This window comes from Natronomonas sp. (genome assembly GCF_046483325.1).
Taxonomy (GTDB): Archaea; Halobacteriota; Halobacteria; order Halobacteriales; family Haloarculaceae; genus Natronomonas.
Map to the genome: position 1 here is coordinate 63,337 of NZ_JAWODL010000042.1, position 19,642 is coordinate 82,978.

The 19,642-nt window shown below is 64.5% G+C and carries 21 protein-coding genes; 12 read left to right on the forward strand and 9 right to left on the reverse strand.

Features of this window, described 5'->3' with window-relative positions; genetic code table 11:
- Nucleotides 1-16: 16 nt before the first annotated feature.
- Complete coding sequence (locus R6U53_RS12740) at nucleotides 17-709, reverse strand: TMEM165/GDT1 family protein (RefSeq protein WP_410322746.1); 693 nt, start codon at nucleotides 707-709, stop codon at nucleotides 17-19.
- 142 nt (nucleotides 710-851) lie between these two features.
- Here R6U53_RS12740 and R6U53_RS12745 point away from each other — a divergent pair, with 142 nt between their 5' ends.
- Nucleotides 852-1,181 carry a hypothetical protein gene (locus R6U53_RS12745; RefSeq protein WP_410322747.1) on the forward strand — a complete coding sequence of 110 codons (330 nt, stop codon included), beginning with the start codon at nucleotides 852-854 and terminating at the stop codon, nucleotides 1,179-1,181.
- A gap of 29 nt (nucleotides 1,182-1,210) precedes the next feature.
- On the opposite strand, the gene R6U53_RS12750 is transcribed toward R6U53_RS12745, so the two are convergent.
- Nucleotides 1,211-2,389, reverse strand: coding sequence for an inorganic phosphate transporter (locus R6U53_RS12750; protein WP_410322748.1), 1,179 nt, complete (start codon nucleotides 2,387-2,389; stop codon nucleotides 1,211-1,213).
- 133 nt (nucleotides 2,390-2,522) lie between these two features.
- On the opposite strand from R6U53_RS12750, the gene R6U53_RS12755 reads away from it, so the two are divergent.
- Entirely contained in the window at nucleotides 2,523-3,200 is a 678-nt protein-coding gene (locus tag R6U53_RS12755) for a hypothetical protein (RefSeq protein ID WP_410322749.1), read from the forward strand.
- A 53-nt stretch (nucleotides 3,201-3,253) separates the two neighbouring features.
- Here the strand turns inward: R6U53_RS12755 and R6U53_RS12760 are convergent, their stop codons facing one another.
- The 4 genes from R6U53_RS12760 to R6U53_RS12775 all read right to left on the reverse strand — a co-directional run bounded on the left by R6U53_RS12760 (nucleotide 3,254) and on the right by R6U53_RS12775 (nucleotide 6,558).
- A complete protein-coding gene (locus tag R6U53_RS12760) occupies nucleotides 3,254-3,673 on the reverse strand; it encodes a universal stress protein (RefSeq protein ID WP_410322750.1) in 420 nt (139 codons plus the stop codon).
- A gap of 107 nt (nucleotides 3,674-3,780) precedes the next feature.
- On the reverse strand, nucleotides 3,781-4,650 hold the full coding sequence (gene sucD / locus R6U53_RS12765; protein WP_410322751.1) for a succinate--CoA ligase subunit alpha: 870 nt from the start codon (nucleotides 4,648-4,650) through the stop codon (nucleotides 3,781-3,783).
- Nucleotides 4,647-5,789, reverse strand: a complete 1,143-nt coding sequence (gene sucC, locus R6U53_RS12770) for an ADP-forming succinate--CoA ligase subunit beta (RefSeq protein WP_410322752.1) — start codon at nucleotides 5,787-5,789, stop codon at nucleotides 4,647-4,649. The genes sucD and sucC overlap by 4 nt, the downstream gene beginning before the upstream one ends.
- Nucleotides 5,790-5,886: 97 nt before the next feature.
- Nucleotides 5,887-6,558: a glycerophosphodiester phosphodiesterase gene (locus tag R6U53_RS12775; protein ID WP_410322753.1), complete on the reverse strand. Its 672-nt coding sequence runs from the start codon at nucleotides 6,556-6,558 to the stop codon at nucleotides 5,887-5,889.
- Nucleotides 6,559-6,772: 214 nt separating this feature from the next.
- On the opposite strand from R6U53_RS12775, the gene R6U53_RS12780 reads away from it, so the two are divergent.
- The 4 genes from R6U53_RS12780 to R6U53_RS12795 all read left to right on the forward strand — a co-directional run bounded on the left by R6U53_RS12780 (nucleotide 6,773) and on the right by R6U53_RS12795 (nucleotide 11,464).
- Complete coding sequence (locus tag R6U53_RS12780) at nucleotides 6,773-8,323, forward strand: acyl-CoA carboxylase subunit beta (protein ID WP_410322754.1); 1,551 nt, start codon at nucleotides 6,773-6,775, stop codon at nucleotides 8,321-8,323.
- Between the two features lie 2 nt (nucleotides 8,324-8,325).
- Nucleotides 8,326-8,562, forward strand: a complete 237-nt coding sequence (locus tag R6U53_RS12785) for an acc operon protein (protein ID WP_410322755.1) — start codon at nucleotides 8,326-8,328, stop codon at nucleotides 8,560-8,562.
- A gap of 72 nt (nucleotides 8,563-8,634) precedes the next feature.
- A complete protein-coding gene (locus R6U53_RS12790; RefSeq protein ID WP_410322756.1) occupies nucleotides 8,635-10,467 on the forward strand; it encodes an acetyl-CoA carboxylase biotin carboxylase subunit in 1,833 nt (610 codons plus the stop codon).
- 76 nt (nucleotides 10,468-10,543) lie between these two features.
- Nucleotides 10,544-11,464 carry a biotin--[acetyl-CoA-carboxylase] ligase gene (locus R6U53_RS12795; RefSeq protein ID WP_410322757.1) on the forward strand — a complete coding sequence of 307 codons (921 nt, stop codon included), beginning with the start codon at nucleotides 10,544-10,546 and terminating at the stop codon, nucleotides 11,462-11,464.
- A gap of 21 nt (nucleotides 11,465-11,485) precedes the next feature.
- Here R6U53_RS12795 and R6U53_RS12800 read toward each other — a convergent pair whose 3' ends face one another.
- From R6U53_RS12800 to R6U53_RS12810, 3 genes are all read right to left on the reverse strand, one after another.
- The gene (locus R6U53_RS12800) at nucleotides 11,486-11,989 is read right to left on the reverse strand and encodes a universal stress protein (protein WP_410322758.1); all 504 of its coding nucleotides are present in this window, start codon (nucleotides 11,987-11,989) and stop codon (nucleotides 11,486-11,488) included.
- 76 nt (nucleotides 11,990-12,065) lie between these two features.
- On the reverse strand, nucleotides 12,066-13,082 hold the full coding sequence (locus R6U53_RS12805; RefSeq protein ID WP_410322759.1) for an amidohydrolase family protein: 1,017 nt from the start codon (nucleotides 13,080-13,082) through the stop codon (nucleotides 12,066-12,068).
- A gap of 61 nt (nucleotides 13,083-13,143) precedes the next feature.
- Nucleotides 13,144-14,361, reverse strand: a complete 1,218-nt coding sequence (locus tag R6U53_RS12810) for an HD domain-containing protein (protein ID WP_410322760.1) — start codon at nucleotides 14,359-14,361, stop codon at nucleotides 13,144-13,146.
- Nucleotides 14,362-14,478: 117 nt separating this feature from the next.
- Between R6U53_RS12810 and cofD the strand changes: the two genes are divergently transcribed.
- The 6 genes from cofD (at nucleotide 14,479) to R6U53_RS12840 (ending at nucleotide 19,608) form a co-directional block, all read left to right on the forward strand.
- The gene (gene cofD / locus R6U53_RS12815) at nucleotides 14,479-15,483 is read left to right on the forward strand and encodes a 2-phospho-L-lactate transferase (protein WP_410322761.1); all 1,005 of its coding nucleotides are present in this window, start codon (nucleotides 14,479-14,481) and stop codon (nucleotides 15,481-15,483) included.
- Nucleotides 15,483-16,262 carry a tRNA-dihydrouridine synthase gene (locus R6U53_RS12820; protein WP_410322762.1) on the forward strand — a complete coding sequence of 260 codons (780 nt, stop codon included), beginning with the start codon at nucleotides 15,483-15,485 and terminating at the stop codon, nucleotides 16,260-16,262. The genes cofD and R6U53_RS12820 overlap by 1 nt, the downstream gene beginning before the upstream one ends.
- Nucleotides 16,255-17,088: a triphosphoribosyl-dephospho-CoA synthase gene (locus R6U53_RS12825; RefSeq protein ID WP_410322763.1), complete on the forward strand. Its 834-nt coding sequence runs from the start codon at nucleotides 16,255-16,257 to the stop codon at nucleotides 17,086-17,088. The genes R6U53_RS12820 and R6U53_RS12825 overlap by 8 nt, the downstream gene beginning before the upstream one ends.
- Before the next feature lies 1 nt (nucleotide 17,089).
- A complete protein-coding gene (locus R6U53_RS12830; RefSeq protein ID WP_410322764.1) occupies nucleotides 17,090-17,668 on the forward strand; it encodes a DUF447 domain-containing protein in 579 nt (192 codons plus the stop codon).
- Between the two features lie 127 nt (nucleotides 17,669-17,795).
- The gene (locus R6U53_RS12835) at nucleotides 17,796-18,830 is read left to right on the forward strand and encodes a metal ABC transporter substrate-binding protein (RefSeq protein WP_410322765.1); all 1,035 of its coding nucleotides are present in this window, start codon (nucleotides 17,796-17,798) and stop codon (nucleotides 18,828-18,830) included.
- Between the two features lie 34 nt (nucleotides 18,831-18,864).
- A complete protein-coding gene (locus R6U53_RS12840) occupies nucleotides 18,865-19,608 on the forward strand; it encodes a metal ABC transporter ATP-binding protein (protein WP_410322766.1) in 744 nt (247 codons plus the stop codon).
- Nucleotides 19,609-19,642 lie beyond the last annotated feature (34 nt).

Sequence of the window (19,642 nt, forward strand, 5' to 3'; positions counted from 1 at the left end):
CCATCGTCGGCTTGATTTATCTCACGGTCGCGAGCAGCCCCGAGACCGCCGACACGGCGTAGTCCCACACCGACACGTCGGTCGTCATGGCCAACACCGTATCCGCGCCGAAAAACAGGAACATGACCGCGCCGGCGGCGTGTGCCTTTCGCACGTCGAAGCGACCGGAGAATCGGTGGAAGAAGAACGCGTTAACGAGGCTCACCGGCACGATCGCGAGCATCTCGCCGAGCCAGATGGCCGATCCGGCCGAGTACTGCGCCGCGAGGCCGATCGTGACGAGTTGGGTCTTGTCGCCGAACTCGCCCGCGGCCATCATCGCGAAGATCGGTAGAAACGTTCCGAACCGGTCGGGAACCTCCCGACCGAGGATCGATATCTCGCCGTCCACGCCCGGTAGTCCGCCATCGGCCGTGGGTTCGTGGTCGTTTCGCCCCGGCATCGACCGCCACAACAGGACGCCGAAGAGAAAGAACAATCCTGCGGTGATCCCGTCGAGGACGACGGGTGAGAGCGTGCGTTGTAGCACCCCTCCGAACCAGACTTCGAGGGCGGTCCAGCCCGCGAAGGCGCTCGCTGCCGCCGAGACGACGACGAAAGGATGGTATCGCGTCGAGAGTCCGGCGATGATGAACTGCACCTTCTCGCCGGGCAGCACCGCCAACTGGGCGACGAACGCGATGACCAGCACGTCGAACCACTCGGTCATCCCCCGGTCACCTCAATCGATCCTCTCGGCTCGACTGCCCTCATCACGCATAGGTTGTCGATTCCGACGGTTAAGCGTTCATTTCCGCGCTCGCGCTCGACCGGAACGAAACCCACATGCCCGCGCCAACCTCACGCCGGGTATGGGACTCGAGGATCTCTCCGACGAAATAAAGGCAGCGTACACCGATCTCGACGAGGAGCTGTCGGTGGAACTGGACACGGAGACGCGAAACGAACTCGCGATGCTCCAGAGCGTCTACGACCCCGACGGCGCGGACGAACTCGTCCGTCGGGCGGTCCACATGTTGTTTCAGACCGCCGTCGAGACCGGCAATCTCGACTTTCACCTTCGAAGCGGCTACGACGTGACGTACGACGAGTACCTTTCTGGGATGACGTACGACGAGATGGCCGGCGGCGGCGATTTCTTTTCGACTAACGACGACAACGCGCGCCGCTATCAGTTCTAGCGGTTTCGCTGGACCGTGTCGCGCACGGGCTACCAGACGACCCGAAACAGCACGGTGAACGTCGCGTAGGCACCGACCGTCGAGAGGATCGGGACGACGTTCTGCATGATAATCACCCGGCCGGTCGTCGTGGGGTCGAACAGGTCGGTCGCGCTCGGGATATCTGCCGGATCTTCCTCGCCGATCGGCGGGGCCTCCTCGCCGGGGCGTTCCGCCGTCAGCGCGCCGACGGAGACGTTCGTCTCCTGTTCGCCGCGTACGACCTCGGGGATCGTGCTCGTTCGGGTCGCTCGCCCCCACCCGAGGCCGATAATGGAGGTCGTCGCGATGATCACGAAGGAAGCCGGAATACCGATAACCGAGAGGCCGATCACGATCGTCGAGGAGATGACCGCGACGACGATGGCCGCGGTCAGCGGCAGTTCCGTGATGTCGTTGCCGAGCGTGTCGAGCGTCCGCCGGGCGATGGTGAACGCGCCGAGCGCGACGGCACCGCAGCCGAGGAGGATCATCAAGTCGATATCCACGCCGGCCCCGACGAGCGGCGCGATGGCGTTCGCGATGTTGGACGTCCCCGACGAGAAGGCCATCAGACAGCCGATCCCGACGACAACTATCGCGCCAGTGAGCTCTCGACGGGTGGTGTTCGGTCCCGGGATCGGTCGGGGTATGACTCCGGTTCGATCGATCTCGACCAACGGGCCGGGCGTCGATGTGATCGCCACCCAGCGGTTGATTCGCGTGTAGAAGTACCGCCCGACCATCCCGGAGACCCAAAATCCCACGATCGGAGCGACGATCCACCAGACTGCGATCTCACCCATCACGGCCCAGTTCAACGCATCCGTGGCGACGCCGAGTCCAGCGATCGCGCCGACGGCAGTCATCGAAGTGGATGCCGGAACGCCGTAGTAGTTGCCGACGAAGAGCGCTCCGCCGATGAAAAACAACACCACGATGCTGGACTCGATGGTGAACACGCTGGGGTCGGTGATCAGTTCGTTCCCCAGCGTGTCGACGACCTGTCGGCCGATCGTCCAACCACCGATGAAAAAGAACACCGACATCAGCGCTGCCGCGCCGACCTTCGAGATCGCATTTGCGCCGACGGCCGGGCCGAACGCCGGTCCCGTGGTCGCACCACCGATGTTGAACCCCACGAAGAGGGCGACGACGATACCAACGGAGAGCAAGAGGAGTTCGAACACACTGGTAGAACTCATCGGACGTTATTAAACGACCCCATCTCCGTCGATCCCCGGCGCGAATGGACGCCTTTTCCCGTCCCGGGGACGATCGGTAAGGTATGATATCAACGCCAGTGCCCGAGGTCGATACTCGATGAACCCGAGACGCGTCGACTTCGTCGTCGATCTCGCTTACGGTGTCGCGATTCTCGCTGCGATCGCACTGATCGTCGTCGTTGGGACGGGTATCGGTATCGCGTTCGGGCTGGGAGTGATCATCTCGTACGTTATTCACATCGTGTGGAAGATGGCCCGATTCGACCCGGACTGGATGACGAGAGAGGTCGCAGATCAGGTCGAGCGGACGGTCGAGGACACCGTCGGTAAGGAGGTCGAAAAGACGGTCGGCGATACGGTGGGTAAGGAGGTGGAAAAGACGGTCGGCGATACGGTGAGCAAGGAGGTCGAAAAGACGGTCAGCGACACCGTCGGTAAGGAGGTCGAAAAGACCGTCGGGGATACGGTGAGTAAGGAGGTCGAAAAGACCGTCGGGGATACGGTGAGCAAGGAGATTGAAAAGACCGTCGGGGATACGGTGAGCAAGGAGATTGAAAAGACCGTCGGGGATACGGTGAGCAAGGAGGTCGAGGAGACGGTGGGTGAGAAGGTCGAAGAAACGGTTGAGGAGACGGTGGGTGAGAAGGTCGAAGAAACGGTCGAGGAGACGGTGGGTGAGAAGGTCGAAGAAACGGTCGAGGAGACGGTGGGTGAGAAGGTCGAAGAAACGGTTAAAAAGGCCGTCACTGAGGACGACGCCGACGGGTCATCGTAGCGCGACCGTTGGTCGGGCGGTTGCTGTTTTGCCGATCGGCCATCTACCGGTACTCATCGCACGACGGTGACGGGAACCGGTGATCGTCGAACGATCATTTCGGCGACGTTTCCGACGATCAATCGCTTGGCGAGCGTCCCGCCATGACTCCCGATAACGACCGCATCGTATCCCGCGGCCGCATCTATAATCGTACGAGCCGGATGACCGATCTGTACGTCCGTTTCGATCTCTCGCTCGTAGTCGGCGGCGATATCACAGGCACGCTCCAGTAACGCCTCGGCGTGATCCTTAGCCTCCGCGTCGGGGTCATCCGCCAACACGACGTTGGCCGCCTGCCCCATCATCGAGGAGGGTCCACCGACGACGTTGAGGACGGTCACCTCCGCCGACGGGTGAGCATCGAGCGCGAATCTGAGCGCCCGCTCCGACAGCTCCGAGTCGTCCATCGGGACCAGCACGTGAGAGAGCATACCTCCGCTACGTGGACCGAACGAATAAACGCCGTGCCCGGAGCGTCAGCGCCCGATCGCGATCGGAAACCGAGAGCCGGTCGCCACGAAACGTCCGCTGCGGACGGTTACAAGAACTCTTCGATGTGATCCGCAACCTCGTTGGGAGTGTCACCGACCGGAACGCTCGCGTCGTTCAGAGCGTCGATCTTCGATTGGGCGGTACCGGTACCCGACCCGGAGACGATGGCCCCCGCGTGGCCCATCCGCTTGCCCGGCGGGGCCGTGCGACCGGCGATGAAGCCGGCGACTGGGGTGTCCATGTGCTCGCCGATGAACGCTGCGGCCTCCTCTTCGTCCTCGCCACCGATCTCACCGCACATCACGACGGCTTCGGTTTCGGGGTCGTTCTCGAACAGTTCGAGCGCATCGATGAAGTCCGTCCCGATGATCGGGTCGCCGCCGATCCCGACCGCGGTCGTCTGGCCGATGCCGCGCTGGGTGAGGTTGTCGACGACCTGGTAGGTGAGCGTCCCCGACCGGGAGACGAGTCCGACGTTGCCGTCGGCGAAGATGTTGCCCGGCAGGATGCCGAGCTTGGCCTCGCCGGGGGTAATGAGACCGGGGCAGTTCGGCCCGATCAGGTGGGTGTCGGTTTCGCCGAGTTTTCGGTACACCTTGGCCATGTCCTGCTGCGGGACGCCTTCGGTGATGGCGACGACGAGGTCGACCGGCGAGTCGAGCGCCTCGAAGATCGCGTCGGCGGCGAAGGCCGGCGGGACGAAGATGACGGACGCGTTGGCGTCCTCCTCGCGTGCGGCCTTCTGGACGGTGTCGTAGACCGGGACGCTTTCGACCTCCTGACCGCCGCGTCCGGGGACCGCGCCCGCGACGACGTTCGTTCCGTATTCGAGCATCTGGCCGGTGTGGAACTTCCCCTCACCGCCAGTGATACCCTGTACCACGACGCGCGTATCGTTGTCGACGAGAATGCTCATTGTTCTTCCTCCGCGTAGTTGACGGCGCGCTGGACGGCGTCCTCGAGCGTTCCCTCGACCGTTACCAGGTCCGTGTTCAGAATCTCCATACCCTCTTCGGCGTTCGTCCCGGCAAGTCGGACGACGACGTTTTTCGGGATCTCGTCGAACTGCTCGAGCGCCTCGTTGATTCCCTTAGCGACCTCGTCGCCTCGGGTGATCCCGCCGAAAATGTTGAAGACCACGCTGTCGACGTTTTCGTCGGAAAAGACCATGTCGAGGGCGTTCGTGACGCGCTCTGCCTTCGCACCGCCGCCGATGTCGAGGAAGTTCGCGGGTTCGCCGCCGTAGTAGTCGACCAGATCCAGTGTCGTCATCACGAGACCTGCACCGTTGCCGATAATACCGACGTTGCCGGATAGCCGGACGTAATCAAAGCCGTACTCGTTGGCTTTGGCTTCGAGTTCGTCGCCCGCGGCCTCCTCCTCCATCTCCGCCAGGTCGGGGTGTCGAAACAGCGCGTCCTCGTCGATGTTCATCACCGCGTCCGCCGCGATGACCTCGTCGTCGGCCGTGACCATGAGCGGGTTCACTTCGATATCGGTTGCGTCCTTGTCGTCCCACAGCTGGTAGAGCTGTGTGAGAATCGACGCGACATCGTTTGCGACCGCCCGGTCGACGCCGGCGTCGAAGACGGCCTTTCGGGCCTGATAGGGGTGCATGCCGAACGCGGGGTCGATGTGTTCTCGCACGATCGCGTCGGGGTCCTCTTCGGCGACTTCCTCGATGTTGACGCCGCCGCGGGTCGAAACCATCGCGACCGGCTTGCCCTCGGTCCGGTCCATCGTCACGCCGACGTAGAGTTCGTCGGTGAAATCGACCGCGGCTTCGACGAGTACGCGGTCGACGTGAAGACCTTTGAGGTCCATCCCGAGGATCTCGTCGGCCGCCTCGCGAGCCTCTTCCTCCTCGTCGACGAGTTTGATTCCGCCGGCCTTGCCGCGGCCGCCGACCTGTACCTGTGCCTTAATGGCGACCGGATAACCGATCTCGCCGGCCGCCTCGACCGCGTCGTCAACGGTCGACGCAAGCTTCGAGTCCGGAACGGGGATTCCGGCGTCGGCGAATACGCCCTTCGCTTGGTACTCGTGAAGTTTCATCGCTAGTTCGGCCAAACGGTCGAACGACCCGGAGTTAGTATTACCGAATCGGATCGCTCCCGATGTCCCGGTAGAATCCACTGGCCGCCGATCGATCTCAGACCATCGACTCAGTGAGCACGTCCGGTCGATCGGCGATCACGCCGTCGACACCGGTTCGTGCCAGCGTCTCGGCTTCGTCCGACGAGTCGACCGACCACGCCGTGACGCTCATGCCTGCCCGGTGTGCATCCGCGACGATCCGATCGGTACAAATGTCCATCGCCGGGTGAAAGTACTCGCAATCGAGATGGATCGCGATTTCGATCTCTGCGGCACCGGACTCCTCCGTGAGATACGCCCGCGGGACCGTGGGATCGATCTCCCGGCAGTCCGCGAGCACCTGACGCGAAAACGACGAGACGATCGCCTGTGGGTGGTGTGCGTCGATCAGTTCGAGCGCGTCCGCTTCGGTCCCCCGCTCTTTGAGTTCGACGTTGACGCCGACGTACTCCGGAACGGCGCCCAAAGCGTCCTCCAACGTCGGTACCCCTTGTCCCGTTCCGAGGACGTCCAACGCTTCGAGATCCGCCCGCGTGTGTTCGGCCACCGGCCCGTTGCCATCGGTCACCCGGTCGACCGTTTCATCGTGGATGACGACCAGTTCGCCGCTCCCACACCGGCGAACGTCGATCTCGATTTCGTCGGCGATCGATGCCGCAGCTTCGACCGCTTGGAGTGTGTTTTCCGGATAGGTCGAGCAGAATCCCCGGTGCGCGATGAGACGCATACACGCACCGTATCGGACGGACTCGGTAAGTGCGTATCGTCTCGTCGCTGAGACCGACGTACGGTGCAGTGCCGTTCGAATATCTAAACCGATGCCACGATGTGGACGTTATCACGACGGTCGAACGATCCCTTCTCGTCTCGCCTCTAGCACACGTCGACCGATAGCGGAACGCCTTTTTCGCTGCTGGTCGTTTGCCGAGCAAGACCAACTCATGACCATGGACGAAAGCATCGACGAAGTCCGTAAAAAAAAGCGTGAAGCCGAGCTCGGTGGCGGCGAAGAACGCATCGAAAAACAACACGAGAAGGGGAAGCTCACCGCCAGAGAGCGGATCGACTATTTCGTCGACGACGGCACCTTCGAGGAGTTCGACCAGCTGAAGACGCATCGCAGTACCAACTTCGACATGGACGCCGAGAAGCCCTACGGTGACGGCGTCGTCACCGGCTACGGCGAAGTCGACGGCCGAACCGTCTTCGTTTTCGCGCACGATTTCACGATCTTCGGCGGTTCGCTCGGCGAGGCCTTCGCCGAGAAGGTCTGTAAAGTGATGGACCGAGCCGTCGAGACCGGCGCACCGATCATCGGGCTCAACGACTCCGCGGGCGCGCGGATACAGGAAGGGATCGACTCGCTCGCAGGTTACGCCGACATCTTCCACCGAAACCAGAAAGCCTCGGGCGTCGTCCCGCAGATCTCCGCGATCATGGGACCCTGCGCCGGCGGGGCGGTCTACTCGCCCGCGATCACCGACTTCATCTACATGGTGCAGGAGACGAGCCACATGTTCATCACTGGCCCCGACGTGATCGAGACGGTCACGGGCGAGGAAGTCGGCTTCGAAGAGTTGGGCGGCGCGAGCACCCACACCGCCGATTCCGGCGTCGCACACTTTTCGGCTGCTGACGAAAAAGAGGCGCTCGACGATATCCGCTACCTGCTCTCGTATCTCCCCTCGAACAACGTCGAGGATCCGCCGCGCGTCGAGCCGTGGGACGACCCCGACCGCCGCGACGACGAACTCAAGGAGATCGTTCCCGACCAGCCGCGAAAGCCCTACGACATCGTCGACGTCATCGACCGGATCGTCGACGAGGACTCGTTCTTCGAGGTCGCCGAAGCCTACGCCCGAAACCTCGTGACCGGATTCGGTCGCCTCGACGGTCGATCCGTCGGTATCGTCGCGAATCAGCCGCGCGTCAACGCCGGCACGCTCGATATCGATGCCTCGCTCAAGGGCGGCCGATTCGTCCGCTTTTGCGACGCGTTCAACATCCCGATCGTCACGTTCGTCGACGTGCCCGGCTTCATGCCCGGAACCGATCAAGAACACAACGGGATCATCAAACACGGTGCAAAGCTCCTCTACGCGTACAGCGAGGCCACGGTCCCCCTGCTGACGGTCATCACCCGGAAGGCCTACGGCGGCGCGTACGACGTGATGGCATCGAAACACCTCGAAGCGGACGTCAACTACGCGTGGCCGACCGCCGAGATCGCGGTCATGGGACCGAAGGGCGCGGTCAACGTCCTCTACCGCGAGGACCTCGCGGATGCGGAAGACGTGGAGGCCCGCCGCGAACAGCTCATCGACGAATACCGCGATACGTTCGCAAACCCGTACACGGCGGCCGAGCGTGGCTTCGTCGACGACGTGCTCGAACCGCAGGACACGCGCCCACGGTTGATCCACGACCTCGAGATGCTCGAATCGAAGCGGAAGGACCAGCCCGACAAGAAGCACGGGAACATCCCGCTGTGACGATGCAGCTCGACATCCCGGACGACGCGGACGAGGCCGAGGCGGCCGCCATCACCGCCGTCTTCCGAACGCTCGCGGCGGAAGCCGAGGCGGCGGCGAGCCAAGGTTCGACCGACTTTTCGCGGGACGACTGGCGATTCGCCGGTCGAATCGAAGCGCTCCAGAGTCGCCGCGTTCGGGTACCTATCGACGCCCCTCGTGACGAGTGGGCCGCGGCGGGGCGTACCGACCGGTTTTAATTTTCTCTCCCGATCACCGATTCGGTATCGATCGATAGAATAAGGTACTCGCCGTAACACCGATTCGACAACATGTTCGATAAGGTGCTCGTCGCAAACCGTGGCGAGATCGCGGTGCGCGTGATGCGCGCCTGTGCCGATCTCGGCGTCGATACCGTCGCCGTGTACAGCGATGCGGACAAACACAGCGGTCACGTTCGCTACGCCGACGAGGCGTACAACATCGGCCCCGCACGTGCGGCGGAGTCGTATCTCGATCACGACGCCGTCATCGAGGCTGCCGAGAGGGCGGGCGCGGACGCCATCCATCCGGGATACGGCTTCCTCGCCGAGAACGCGGAGTTCGCCGCGACCGTCGAGGCGACCGACGGCGTGACGTGGGTCGGCCCCTCCTCGGCGTCGATGGAGCAGGCCGGGGAGAAGACGAAGGCCCGCAAAGTGATGCACGCGGCCGACGTACCGATCGTTCCGGGGACGACGGATCCGGTCACGTCGGTCGACGAGGTCCACGAATTCGGTGACGAGTACGGCTACCCGATCGCGATCAAAGCCGAGGGGGGCGGCGGCGGCCGCGGGATGAAAATCGTCCACGACCCCGAGGAGGCAGCGGACCAACTCGACGCCGCAAAGCGTGAAGGCGAGGCGTACTTCGACAACGACTCGGTGTATCTCGAGCGCTATCTGGAACGCCCGCGCCACATCGAGGTACAGATCCTAGCCGACGAACACGGCAACGTCCGGCACCTGGGCGAGCGTGACTGTTCGCTCCAGCGTCGCCACCAGAAAGTCATCGAGGAGGGCCCTTCTCCCGCCCTTTCGGACGAGCTCCGCGAGAAGATCGGCGAGGCGGCCCGCCGAGGCGCGGACGCCGCCGACTACTACAACGCCGGGACGTTCGAGTTCCTCGTCGAAGAGGAGGATCGTGCGGACGGCGAACTGCTCGGTCCGGATGCGAATTTCTATTTCCTCGAGGTCAACACCCGGATTCAGGTCGAACACTGCGTCACAGAGGAGCTGACCGGCATCGACATCGTCAAGTGGCAACTGCGGGTCGCCGCGGGCGAGGAGATCCACTTCGAGCAAGAGGACGTCGAACTGGACGGGCACGCGATCGAGTTCCGGATCAACGCCGAGAACGCGGCCGAGGAGTTCGCGCCGGCGACGGGCGGCACACTCGAGACATACGATCCGCCCGGCGGGATCGGCGTTCGTCTCGACGACGCGCTCCGTCAGGGCGACGATCTCGTGACGGATTACGACTCGATGATCGCGAAGCTCATCGTCCACGCCGGCGATCGCGAGGAGTGTTTCGCGCGCTCGGACCGGGCACTTGCGGAGTACGACATCGGGGGGATCCCGACGATCATCCCGTTCCACCGGCTGATGCTTGAGGACGAGACGTTCGCGACCGGGACGCACACGACGAAGTATCTGGACAACGAGCTCGACCCCGAACGGATCGAGGCGGCCCAAGCGAAGTGGGGCGGAGATATCGAATCGAGCGACTCGGACGATGAGACGGTCGAACGCGAGTTCACCGTCGAGGTCAACGGCAAGCGCTTCGAGGTCAACCTGGAGGAAAGCGGCGCGTTCGCGGCGGTGGCGGGCGGTAACCCGACCTCCACCCCGACCGCTCAGAAGCCGACACGCGGCCGCGGCGGCGACGATAGCGGTCCGGAGATCTCGGCCGACGGCGAGGTCGTCCGCGCGGAGATGCAGGGAACAATCCTGTCGGTGGACGTCGAGGAGGATGACGAGGTGGCCGCCGGCGACGTGATCTGCGTGCTCGAGGCGATGAAGATGGAGAACGACGTCGTCACGGAGGTCGGCGGAACGGTCACCGAAGTCGCGGTTTCGGAGGGTGACTCGGTCGATCAGGGCGATCCGCTCGTCGTACTCGAGTAATCGTTCCGAACGAGCCACACGGCTCACGCGCGCTTCTCGGGATCGTTATCCGTGCGCGCCGCGTGGACGATCACGTATGCAGGAGACTCGACGACGGATCCTGGAGTCACTTTCCGACGCACCGGTCTCGGGCCCGGCGCTGGCCGACGAACTCGACGTTTCGCGGGCGGCGGTCTGGAAACACATCGAAGCGCTTCGAGAGCAGGGGTTCGAGATCGACAGCCGTGATAACGGATACGTCCTGTTGGGAACGCCGGAGTTCGGCGGTGCGGGCGTCGAGTACGGTCTTTCGGCTCCGTTCGAGATCGAATATCACGATTCGATCGGGAGTACGAACGACCGAGCGAGAGAGTTGGCCGCGGCGGGCGAGTCGAACGTCGCCGTGCTCGCGGACGAACAGACCGGCGGTCGGGGACGGCTCGACCGCGAGTTCTCGTCGCCGTCCGGGGGAATCTGGATCAGTCTGGTGTGTCGGCCGGATATTCCGCCGGCACAGGCGCCGATCTACACGCTCGCAGCGGCCGTCGCGACGACCGAAGCGCTCCGCGATGTCGGCGTCGATGCTGGGATCAAATGGCCCAACGACGTCCTCGTCGACGGGAGAAAGCTCGTCGGGATACTCACCGAGATGGAAGGGGAAGCAGACCGGGTCTCCTGGATCGTCGTCGGGATCGGAATCAACGCGAACATCGACGCGGACGCCGTGCCGGAGACGGCGACGACGATCCGCGAACTGGTCGGCGACGTCGACAGGTCCGAGTTGACGCGTACGCTGATAGAACGATTCGAGGAACTGCGATCCGATCCCGAATCAGTGTTGCCGGCCTGGTGTAACGCGGCGACCACGCTCGGCCAGCGCGTCCGCGTTCAGACGTCGAACGGGGACGTCGTCGGCGAGGCGGTCGACATCGAGTTTCCGGGCACGCTCGTCGTGGCGACCGACGACGGAGACGAGCGCGTTTCGGCGGGCGACTGTGAGCACCTCCGTCCGACCTGAGGGTATTTTTCCTGCCTCGGCTTATTCGAGCGCCTCGGTGACCGATGGATCGGCGGTGATCGGCTGTTCGTCGACGACCCCCGACGGACGCCCCTCCGTCTCACCGACTCGGACGGTCATGACCGGGATCGTCGCCGAACGGACCACGCGCTCGGCCACGCTTCCGAGCAACAGGCGGTTGAGCCCGCCGCGACCGTGGGTCCCCATGACTATGAGGTCACAGCCGGTCTCCTCGGCGTAGGCTAAGATCTCGCGACTCGGTGGCCCGTCGACGATCGCGGTTTCGATTCGATCGGCCGTGCACTGTCGTTTCGCCGCTTCGAGCGCCTTATCTCCCTCCTCGCGGAGCATCACGCCGACGCCCTCCCACGAGGATTCCATCGGTAGGCTCGCGAACGACGCCGTGTGGACGGCGTACACGAAGTGCACGGTCGAATCGTGTACGTCAGCGAGCTCCGAGGCCGTCTCGATCACTCGGGCCATCCCCTCCGATCCATCCGTCGGGACGAGTATCGTATCGAACATAGGTAACACACCACATGAAACTATGAGCTACGCGTACAAACCGGTTTCGACCCGCAAGACGCGCCTTCCCGGAGGATCAGCTTAATACGACGTTCGTAACGTCGTCGACGCCGGCGCGTCGAACCACGGCTCTGACGGGATCTCGAACGCCGCAGAGGTTGTCCGAATCCCCGTCGAGGACGAGCAGCCGTGCGTCCCGGCCTGGCTCTACGACCCCGCAGTTCAACCCCGCGATTTCGGCGCCGGCGGCGGTCGCCATCCGCAACACCTCCGGTGCGGAGACGTCGCACAGTTTCGAGACGAACTCCATCTCGCGGAACATCGACGGGCTGTTCAACATCACGTTGTCCGTCCCGAGGCCGACCGTGGTTCGTTCGATGAGGTTCGCGATCGGTGCCACGCCAACGCCAGTCACCAGATTCGAGCGGGGACAGACGACGACCGGGGTTCCGCTGTCCTCGATTCGTTCCAAGTGTAACTGTTCGGCGTGGACCATGTGGACGAGAAAGTCCGGATCGAGATCGAGCGCCGGGTTGATGTCGTGGGGGTCGCGCTCGCCGGCGTGGATGCCGAACAGCTTCCCCCGTTCTCTGGTGGCGGTTCGCTCGGCGGAGAACTCACCGTCGCGAGCGCCGCTCGCACCGTACCCGTCCGCGACGTCGAGCACGTCGATCTCATCTCTGCCCATCACGATCGGGTCGATATCGAGCGACTCGGCTGCCGCCGAGAGCGCCTCGACTCCTTCGACGCCCCCCTCTCTGAACTCGATGCATGCACCGGTCCCGCCCGCGATCATGGCCTGCAGCGATCGGCGCATCGCTTCGACGAGTTCCTCGCGCGAGGCCTCGGCGAGCAACCGGTGTTTCAGGCCGTCAGGCGGCGCGACGAGTTCGTCCAACGAAAGACCGCGGCCTGCCTCTTTGGCGATCGAATCGCCGATGTGCGTGTGCGCGTTGACGAACGCCGGACAGATGATGGCCGACGATGGGGTCTTCGCTTCTTCGATCGCCGTGATCTCGCCTCCCTCGACGATGACCCGGCCCTCGACCGGCTCGTAGTCGGGCCCGGCGAGTATCGTCCCCAAAAGCTCCATACGAGCCCATAGATCGGCCCGGTTAAATCGGTTGTAGCTTCGGCTCGAGCGTTCGTTCGGCTCAAAACTCGTCGAGCGTCGTGTTGATCCCCTTACGTACGTCGACGACGAACGCGTCCAGATCTAACCCGAGTGTCTTTTCGGCCGCCCGCCCGACCGCGTCCGTCGCGTCTTCGGGTGCGTACACGCCGAGTCGCCACTGCTCGTGTTGTACTCGCCGGAGCGCGTCCACGAGCGTCGATTGTGTGCCGAGTGTCCGGACTTCGCCGTTGACGACGACCCGACTCGTCGACTCACGCATCCGAGGCCGACTGGGGGCGTCGATAATGACGGCGTCGGGGTCGACGCCGGCCCGCGTCGCGACCTCCCGCTCGTACTCGCCACGCGCCTCGTGGTCCGCATCGACGATCGCCTCTGGTACGTCCCGAAGCTCCGCCCATATCGCTCGTTTGTACAGCGATCGGGTGTCGAGCCGGTTCGCGAACGCCGCCGTCTCCGGGCACGAGCGGAGCGCGACGAGCAACGCCGCGTCGTCCATCCGCCGGAGCGTTTCGGCGGTCGCCTCACCGACCTCCAACAGCCGTTCGGTCGCACGACGCAGCATCGCCTTCGAGATCCGGGCGACGTGGTGGTTGTACACGACCGGGTTCATCAGTGCCCGAGCCACGAGCAGCGATTCGGCCGTCTGGACGTTCCCCTCGCCGAGCACGAGTTCGCCGTCGACGAACCGAAGCTCCCGAATCAGGCGCCCGGTGTCTATCGTGCCGTACGGGACGCCCGTGTGGTGAGCGTCCCGGACGAGATAATCCATCCGGTCGACGTCCAACTCACCCGACACGAGCTGGCCGAACTCGCCGTCTCCGGCGATGAGGTCCGCGACCAACTCGGGATCGATATCGTGCAGCGCCAGCACGCGTGCGATCTCCCCCTCCTCGAGGAGATCGTCCACCTCGTCGTGCATGCGTCCCGTCCATCGTGCGATGATCGACTCGATGTTGTGGCTGAACGGCGTGTGGCCGACGTCGTGAAGGATCGCCGCGGCCCGGAGCCGTTCGGCCTGCGCCCCCCCGATCCCGAGCTCGTCGAGCGCCGAGTTCGCAAGGTGATAGACCCCGAGTGAGTGTTCGAATCGGGTGTGGTTCGCACTCGGATAGACTAACCCTACGGTTCCGAGCTGTCGGAGCCGCCTGAGCCGCTGGACCGCGGGGGTATCGAGGAGATCCGCCGCGACTCCCTCGACTCGTATGTGGTCGTGTACGCTGTCCTTGATCGTGACCATCCGGATCGGGCTTCGTCGTCATCCGTTAAAAACCGTCGCGCCGAACCCGTGCGTGTCGATCGATCGAATCCACGAACCGACGGTCAGATTCAAATCCGTCGGTCCGATAGCGGTGGTATGGTAACCTTCCTCGCCGGCGGTACGGGGACGCCCAAACTCCTCCGGGGGTCGGAGACGATCTTCCCCCCCGAGGAGACTCCGGTCGTCTGCAACACGGGCGACGACATCGAGATGAGCGGCGTCCTCGTCTGTCCCGATATCGATACGGTACTCTTTTCGGAGGGCGGTCTCCTCGATCACGAGACGTGGTGGGGGATCGACGAGGACACCACCGTGACGCACGACGAGATACAGCGGCTGGCCGACGCGGCGGGGGTACCGGCTGGACCGCGCTATCTGCCCGAGGAGGCGCAGACGAGCGGACGAGACATCGCACGCTTCCGGCGCTTTTCGGGCGTCGCCGAGTTCATGCAGTTGGGCGACCGCGATCGGGCGATCCACGTCACCCGCACCGGGCTCTTGGACGAGCGAAGAGGCCTCACGACGGTGACCGCAACGCTCGCAGACGCGCTGGGTGTCGACCGTCCCGTCCTCCCGATGAGCGACGGTCCCGTCGCCACGATCGTCCACACCGACGAGGGCGCGATGCACTTTCAGGAGTTCTGGGTGCACCGGCGGGCCGACCCCGACGTCGAGCGCGTCGAGTTCCGGGGTGTCGAGCACGCCGAGCCGACCGACGCCGTCCTCGACGCCCTCGATTCGCCCGTCGTGATCGGCCCCTCCAACCCGGTGACGAGTCTCGGGCCGATGCTCGCCATGGACGCCTTTCGGTCGGCGCTCGAATCGACGCCCGTCGTCGCGGTTTCGCCGTTCGTGGGGGATCGGGTCTTCTCTGGCCCGGCCGGCGAATTGATGGCCGCCACGGGCCACGACCCCTCGACGGCCGGCGTCGCGGACGCGTACCCATTCGCCGACGTGTTCGTCCTCGACGAAGACGACGGGACAGCTCTCGACCGGCCGATCGTCCGAACCGATACCCGACTCGGCGATCCCGAGGACGGGCTACGCGTCTGTCGGGCCGTCCGCGAGGCCTTCGAGGCGATCGGCGTGGAGGTTCCCTGATGTTCGAACCGCGCGTCGCCGCTGCCTCGCTGTCGGGTGAGTCCGACGCCGAGTGGGCGCTGACGGCGGAACCGTACGTCGGCTGTGCGTTTCTCGGCGGGCTGGCACTCGGCGGTCAGGCGCGCGCCGCCGCCCGATCGCTCGTCGATCGCGAGCGGACCGAGTTCCTCCCCGAATCGCCGATCCGTTTTCTCGATCGACAGCTCTCGTCGTTGGACGCCGCCGATCTCCGACCGGCGTTCAACGTCCGGAGCGTCGATCCGACGGCGATCGCCGAGGCCGCGACCGTCTGTGCGGACCACGGCGCGATCCTCGAGGTGAACGCCCACTGCCGGCAGTCGGAGATGTGCGACGCGGGCGCGGGCGAAACGTTGCTTCGGGACACCGAGCGCCTCTGCGAGCAGGTCGCCGCGGCGGCGGAGGCGGGCCCGGCGGTCAGCGTCAAGGTACGTGCCGAGGTCCCGGGCGTCGATCTGCCCCGTCTGTCCCGGACGCTTGTCGACTCGGGCGCGGACGCACTCCACGTCGACGCCATGGACAGCGAACCTGTCATCGCCGAGGTGGTCTCGGCCGCGCCCGAGGCGTTCGTCATCGCCAACAACGGCGTCCGGGACCGACGAAGCGCTCACCGGTACCTCGAACACGGCGCGGATGCGGTTTCGGTGGGGCGCCCCTCGGACGATCCCGCCATCCTGAAGCGCGTCCGCGACGCCGTCGACGGCTGGTTCGACGACGGGATCTCCGACCCGGCCGACCCCGGAGTGACGCCGGATGCGTAACCCGGCCGAAAACGCACAGTTGGCGCTGCTGCTCGAAGTGACCGGGACGCCGAAACCCGGAAACGTCGATCGGTACCGCGACTACGATGACCTTAGATTCGAACACTTCATGGCCGGTTCGGTCGGGGCGTTCGACGGATTGTGCGCGGCCGCCGACGGCGCACCGATCGGAGATGCCTTCGAGCGGGCAGTCGACGGAATGGCCGATCAATCCGGTGGAAACACGCAGTTCGGCGCGCTCTTGTGCGTGGTTCCGTTGGTTCGGGCGGCCGCAACCGAGCGGCTCACCCCCGAGGGCGTCGCGAAAACAGTGGAACAGACGACCGTAGAGGACGCCTGCGGGTTCTATCGGGCGTTCGACCACGTCGACGTCGCCGTGGACGATCCCCCCGATGATCTCGCCGCGTTGGACGTGCGGCGCGGCCGGGCGGCCGTCGAAACGCTTTTGCAACGGGAGCTAACGCTCTACGACGTGATGGATAGGTCAGCCGATCGGGACGGCGTCGCAGCCGAGTGGACGTCCAGGTTCGAGCGGAGCTTCGAGGCGGCGGGATGGCTGCTCGACGACGACGGCCCGATCTATCGGCGTACGTCGAGGGTGTTTCTCCGGTTGCTCGCCGCGGAGCCGGATACGTTCATCATCACGCGAAACGGCCGAAAAGCGGCAGCCGAGGCGACCGCTCGCGCACGGGACGTTCTTGCCGGGACCGAAGACCCGGAAGCGCTCGCCGAGGAGTTCGTCGCTCGCGATATCAACCCGGGAACGACGGCGGACATAATCGCCGCTGCGCTCTTTATCTCTCTCGAACGTGGATTGGTGGTGTGAGATGACCGGTGTCGAGTGGCCGGTCGAACTCCGCGGTGTGACGGAGTCTATCGTGGCGACGCTCGGGCCGAACGGGCGCTGGAACGTCGCCGCGCTCGGGCTCTTCGCCGGCGACCCCGTGACGGCTCGGACGTGGGGACGAACCCGGACCCGACGGAACTTCGAGGAACGCGACGGCGGCTACGTCCAGTTTTCGAGCGACCCCGTCGATTTCGTCGATGCGGCCTGTTCGATCCGCGAGGAGGACGATCCGATCTTGACGAGCGCCGACGCTTGGGCGAGCGTCGAGGTCCACACGGTCGATCGTGGGACGGAGGGGGAAACGGAGTGGGTCGAGTGGGCGATCGACCCGATCGACGCGGCGGTCGAACACGAGACCGTTCCGACGACGAACCGGGGGTACTACGCAGTCGTCGAGGCGACGGTCGCCGTGTCAAGACTGGACGTGTCGGGGTACGATTCGGCGGCGCTGTCCGATCGGATCGACTATTTCGCGGGTGTCGTCGACCGCTGTGGCGGTCCCCGCGAAAAGAAGGCGTTCGACCGACTACGAGCGCTCGCGGACCTCGGCGTGGAGTAGACTCGGAACTCGGTTTGCGTGTCCGACTGTGTCGGTATCACGGGCACCGCTCCACAAAAGTTAGACCAGTCTAATTTTAAAATAAGATACCAAAACTTAATGTATAGCCATATCAAATGCTACGGTAATGGGAGCAAACACCCCCGGTTCGCGATGTCTCTCTCGCCGGGAATTCACCCTCGCCAGCGCCGGAGGGCTCTCTGTCGGACTGGCCGGGTGTATCGGCAGCGGTTCGGGCGACACCGGGAGCAACGACTCCGACGGACGCGTCGCCGTCGCGTCTTTCTTTACGTTCTACGATTTCGCGCGGAAGGTGGCCGACGAGACGCCGGTCACGGTCGAAAACCTCGTTCCGACCGGCCTCCACGGACACGGCTGGGACCCCGACCCCTCGATCACCCGAGACATCGTCGATGCGGACGCGTTCATCAACGTTGGGCCCGAGTTCCAGCCGTGGGCCGATCGGGCGATTCAGACGGTCCGCGACGACGGGGCGAACACCCACATGATCAACGCCCGCGAGGGGATCGAACTGCTCGACCTCGTCGACACCGTCGGAGACGAGGAGGCGGTCGAGTCAGGGAAGGATCCCCACTTTTGGCTCGATCCAGGTCTGGCGAAGCGATCGGTCGACAACATCGTCGACGGCCTCTCGGAGATCGCTCCGGAGCACGAATCGGCGTTCGCAACGAACGCCGATTCGGTCAACTCGGAGTTGGACGACCTCGACACCGAGTGGGAGGCGATCTTCGAAGCCGCCGAACGCGATGTCGTCTTCTTGGCCGCACACAACGCCTTCGAGTACATCGGACAGCGATACGGGGCGACGATTCAGCCGCTCGTGACGAACCTCGCAGCCAACGATGACGTCCGTCCGGCCGACATGCGACGCGCACAGGATACGATCGCCGGACACGATATCCGGAACATCGGTGCGGCAGTGTTCGAACCACGCCGACCCGCCCAGCAGCTTCGCGATGAGACGGACGTCGAGGCGTACTACCCGGTGACGCCCTACGCCGGAATCACGGAAGCGTGGGCCGACCACGGCTGGGGGTATTTCGAGATCGCCCGCGAGATCAACATGCCGACGTTCGAGATCGTCCTCGACGCCGCCGAACCGGACCCCGACTTCGACGCGGAGTGGCGGAACTTCGAGTGACCACGCGGCACACGATTCGACACCCATACCACACATGACGCTCATAGACCTCGAAAACGTCTCGTTCGGCTACACGGCGAGTCCAGTCGTTCAGGGTATCTCCCTCACGCTCGACTCCGGCGAATACGTCGGACTCATCGGCCCAAACGGCTCCGGAAAGAGCACGCTCTTGCGGCTCATACTGGGCCTCCACGAACCGGATCGGGGATACGTTCGGCTGTTCGGGCGGCCGGCGAGTGCGTTCGTCGATCGCGCCCGCGTCGGCTACGTCGCACAGGACGTTACGGAGAACACCAAGCGGATGCCGATCACGGTCGCCGAAGTCGTCCTCATGGGGCGGTTTCCGCACGCCGGCTTCGGCCGCATCACGACCGAGGACAGAGAACTCGCACGGGACGCACTGCGGACGGTCGACATCGAACACCTCGCGGACAGACGCATCACGAAGCTCTCCGGGGGGCAACGACAGCGCGCGTATATCGCTCGCGCGCTCGCCGGCGAAGCGGATCTCCTCGTCCTCGACGAGCCGACCGTCGGCGTCGACGCCGAATCGGTCGATGCGTTCTTCGATCTGTTGGACGCGCTCAACGACGACGGCATGACCATCCTGCTCGTCGAACACGACATAGGGGCCGTCCTCGAACACGCCGACCGCGTGGTCTGTCTCAACCGCGAGTTGTACTTCGACGGCCCGCCGGGCGAGTTTGCCGAAAGCGACGCGCTCGATCGGGCCTACGGGACGAACATCCGCCGGGGTGAAGAGGTGACGATCGCGTGACCGCGGTCGCCGCACTCGGCGCGTTCGACGTCAT